The sequence below is a fragment of the Kocuria sp. APC 4018 genome, assembly GCF_030407675.1.
Taxonomy (GTDB): Bacteria; Actinomycetota; Actinomycetes; order Actinomycetales; family Micrococcaceae; genus Kocuria; species Kocuria rhizophila.
In genome coordinates this window covers 1-3,960 of record NZ_JASDCY010000097.1, presented here as the reverse complement: position 1 = coordinate 3,960, position 3,960 = coordinate 1, and the positions used below count along the sequence as shown (strand labels likewise).

At 69.5% G+C, this 3,960-nt stretch carries 2 protein-coding genes; both read right to left on the bottom strand.

Annotated features, from left to right (window positions below; translation table 11 throughout):
• Positions 1–122: 122 nt before the first annotated feature.
• Positions 123–1,781: a GH25 family lysozyme gene (locus tag QL985_RS11775; protein WP_191872900.1), complete on the bottom strand. Its 1,659-nt coding sequence runs from the start codon at positions 1,779–1,781 to the stop codon at positions 123–125.
• Positions 1,782–2,115: 334 nt separating this feature from the next.
• Positions 2,116–3,594, bottom strand: a complete 1,479-nt coding sequence (locus QL985_RS11770; protein WP_121566940.1) for a sugar transferase — start codon at positions 3,592–3,594, stop codon at positions 2,116–2,118.
• Positions 3,595–3,960: the final 366 nt, after the last annotated feature.

Genomic DNA, 3,960 nt, shown 5'->3' with positions numbered 1-3,960 from the left:
GTTCCGGTGCGGGGCTGGCCGGGGCCTGACCGGGCCCGGCGGACACGGCAACGGCGGCCCGGTGCTCCGGGCCGCCGTCGGACGGGTGTTGCAGGGGGATCCGGGGAGCCCGGATCCGGGGCTCAGATCTTGAGGACCCGCACGTGCCCGGTCTTGGTGTTGTAGCCGATCATGTAGCCCTTGGAGAAGGTCTGGCGGATCTCGTCCCCGCGGCGGTACTCGTCAGTGGTGGGGAAGCCCATGCCGCGCTCCATGCCGCCCTGGGCCCAGCGCTTGCCGATCGCGCCCTGTTCCTTGATGGCGTGCGAGCCGTTGCGGGGCGTCCACATGACCTTGGTGGTCCGGCCGTTCGGAGCGCGGAACACCTGGTAGGCGCCACCGGGGATGGAGCGCTCCTCGGTCGAGGGGAAGCCGTAGCCGTACTCGCTGCCGGCACCCAGGAACTTGGCGCCGATGCTGGACTTGTTTCGCAGCATGTGGGCCCCGCTGCCGGGGTGCCAGTAGGCGGTGCTGATCACGCCGTTGCGGGAGAACTGCTGGTACTTCCCGCCGTACCCCGCGTTGCGCTCGTTGGAGACGGGCTGGCCCCACGTGGCGGCACCGCCGGTCTTCTTGTACACCGCGCCGATGCCGCCGCTCACCGTGTAGCCGGACGGACGCCCGCCCAGGGGCTGGTAGTTCGCGGACGAGGCCAGGGACTGGAACTGCTGCCACGAGCCGCCGTACACGTTGGAGTCACCGGAGAACGGGCCGCTGTCCGAGAACTGCCACAGGTCGTAGCGGGACCAGCCGTTGGGCATGTAGCCGGGACTGGTGACCCCGTAGGACGCGAGGTGCAGCGGGTGGTTGTTGAACTGCGCGGTGTTGCCGGTGCAGGTGCTCCACCAGTCGGCGGTGGTGTAGATGGCGGGCAGTCGTCCCGTGCGCTGCTTGTAGCGGTCGGAGAAGGACTGGATCCACGAGTTCATCTGGGCGGGGGACATGTCGTAGCACGTGTTGCCCAGCGAGGCGTACGGGTTGTACTCGATGTCCAGCAGCCCCGGCAGGGTCCGGCCGTCCGCGGACCAGCCGCCGCCGTTGCTGATGAAGAAGTCGGCCTGCGCGGCGCCCGAGGTCTGGCTGGGCAGCGCGAAGTGGTAGGCGCCGCGGTTCATGCCCACGGCGTAGGAACCGGTGTACTGGTCGTTGAACGCCTCGGAACGGTAGCCGATGCCCTCGGTGGCCTTGACGTAGGCGAAGCGCGCGCCGTTGGCGTACTCCGCGCTCCAGTTGACCGCGGGCTGCCAGCCGGAGACGTCCATCCCGGCGATCCCGGCCGGACGCCAGGAGTTCTGCTGGATCACGAGCGACATGGAACCCGCGGGGCCCACGCCGGTGTCCGCTGCCTGCGGTGCCTTGGTCCCGGTGGCGCCGCTGCTCGGGGTGCTCGCGCCGGACGGGGAGGTCGACGCCGCAGGGCCGCGTCCCAGCACGGCCTTCTCGACCTTCTCGAGCTCCTTCTCCGAGGCGGGGGACAGCTTGGTGGTGTCCTCCATGGTCTTCATCTTCTGGCCCATGGTGGCCCCGGGGTTCTTGTCCCCGGTCTTCGGCGGGGCGGCGGGCAGCTGGGGATCCTGCACCACCGTCTCCAGCTCCTCCGTCTCGACCGAGACCACGTCGCCCTTGTCCGGGTTGAGGTTCTGGTGCGGGTCCTCGGCCGCGGAGGCCGGGAGGAAGCTGGTGACGATCAGCGCGGCGGCGGTCACGGCGGCGGGCAGCACTGATGTGCGGGGGGAGGTCATAGGCCTGGCCTTACTGCATGAGGGGGAGCCGCTCGGCAGGGGGGAAGGCGAGCAACCTGGGGGAACGCACTAGAAAGTGTAGAGGTTCACACAGGAATTCGAGGGATCTCACGCCCGGGTTCGGGCGACGCGGAGATGACGGGTGCGTGACCATCCCGTGGCCCCGAGGTGACGGCTGGCCCCCGACGGCGCCCGCTCGAGCGGAGTGGTCGAGGTGCCCCGTACCCGGTTGCTCCTGACCGCCGGCGCCCTCCCGAGCGGAGTGGTCGAGGTGTCCGTACCCGGCCGCTGCGCTCCTGGCCGCCCCGTTCCCCAGCCCGTCCGGGAGTGCTGCTCAGTAGGCGCCGTCGGAGGCGAAGACGGCGCGCACGGTGCGCAGCATGATGACCATGTCCTGCACGGGGGACCAGTTCTCCACGTAGTAGAGGTCCAGGCGGACGGTCTGGTTCCAGTCCAGGTTGGAACGCCCGGACACCTGCCACAGGCCGGTGATGCCGGGGCGGACCCGGAGTCTGCGATAGACGTGCTGCTCGTACTTGTCCACCTCGCTGGCGAGCGGGGGCCGGGGGCCCACCAGGGACATGGAGCCGTTGAGCACGTTGATGAACTGGGGCAGCTCGTCCAGGCTGTACCGGCGCATCCACTTGCCCGGCTTGGTCACCCGGGGATCGTCCTTCATCTTGAAGAGCACACCGCCGTCGGACTCGTTGGCCGCGAGCAGGGCGGCCTTGCGCTCCTCGGCATCGGTGTACATGGAACGGAACTTGAGCATCTTGAACCGGGTGCCGTCGATCCCCACCCGCTCCTGCGCGAAGAACGCCGGACCGCCGTCGTGCGCCTTGACCAGGATGCCCAGCACGAGCATCACGGGGAAGAGCAGGATCAGCGCGGTGAGCGAGCCCGCGATGTCGATGCACCGCTTCACGATCTTCTTGGCCCGTGTGAACCGCGGCGTGGCCACGTGGATCAGGGGAAGCCCGGCCAGCTGCTGAGTGTGGATGCGGGGACCGGCCACGTCCGTGAGACCGGTGTTCATGACCAGGCGGATGCGCTCGTCCGCGAGGGCCCAGCCGAGGTGGCGGATCTCCGTGGTGCTGAGCGGCACCGCGGCCGCCATCACCAGGGTCTCCACGTCGTGCTCGCGGCAGGCCCTCATGATCCCCTGCACGCTCGGACGTTCCTCGGACGCCAGTGCGTTCTCGGGCAGGCGGACGGACGCCAGGGAATCGGGCAGCTTGTGGTGCGACGTGGGCATGTAGACCACCACGGGGTCGAAGCCCGCGTCCGGGCGGCTCTGCAGCTCGCCCACGAGCTCCACGGCGCCCGGAAAGCGGCCCACCACCATGGTGCGGGACATGTTGAGCCCCCGGGAGCGCCGGCGCATGAGCTGGCGGCGGGTCCACATGCGCCCCCCGAGCAGGGTGAGCGTGCCCACGGGCAGGGCGATCAGGATGTACCCGCGCGCGGTGGGCACGTTGAAGGCGTAGGACGCGATGGCGATCGCGGCGAAGAGTGTGAGCGACGCCGTGACCACCTGCTTGGCCTCTTCGGCCCCGTTGCCGATCAGACGCACCCCGCGGGTGCCCCTCAACTCGAGCCACACCCACCAGCCGAGCCCGAGCAGGACGCCCACCAGCCAGTAGGGGATGGGCAGCTCGTCCAGCTGCAGAAGCCCCTGGAGCCGCCCGAACCGCAGTGCCTGGGCCGCGGCCAGGGCGATGACGAGTGCGACGGCGTCGTAGACCCTCAGCTCGCGCTGGTAGCTCTCACGCCAGGACAGATGTTTGTGCTTGTGGCTTGCCTTCTGGAACACGGTCGACGAACCTTCCCCCCAAAACCGTTCGACGGCGAGACGCCCCACGCGCTCGCTCGGTGCTGGTCCGATGTGAGGCGGCCCCAGCACACGGTGTTCATCTCCCCCGAGATTTACGCCCGCTAACACCTGAATATACCCCCTCACCTGGTCAAATACCCCGCAATGACATGATTCGGGGCTGATGTGGGGACACGGACCGCGAAGGATCGCGGCGGGCCGTGGACCGGATGGGGGTCAGTTGTCACCCGCCCTGGTGGCGTCGGCGAACGCGTTGTCCCCACCACGGGTGCACACCCCGACCGCTTTCCGGGCGGGGCCCGGATCCCGCCCCTGAGTGCGCGAGCCCCGGGGCGGGGGCGTCCT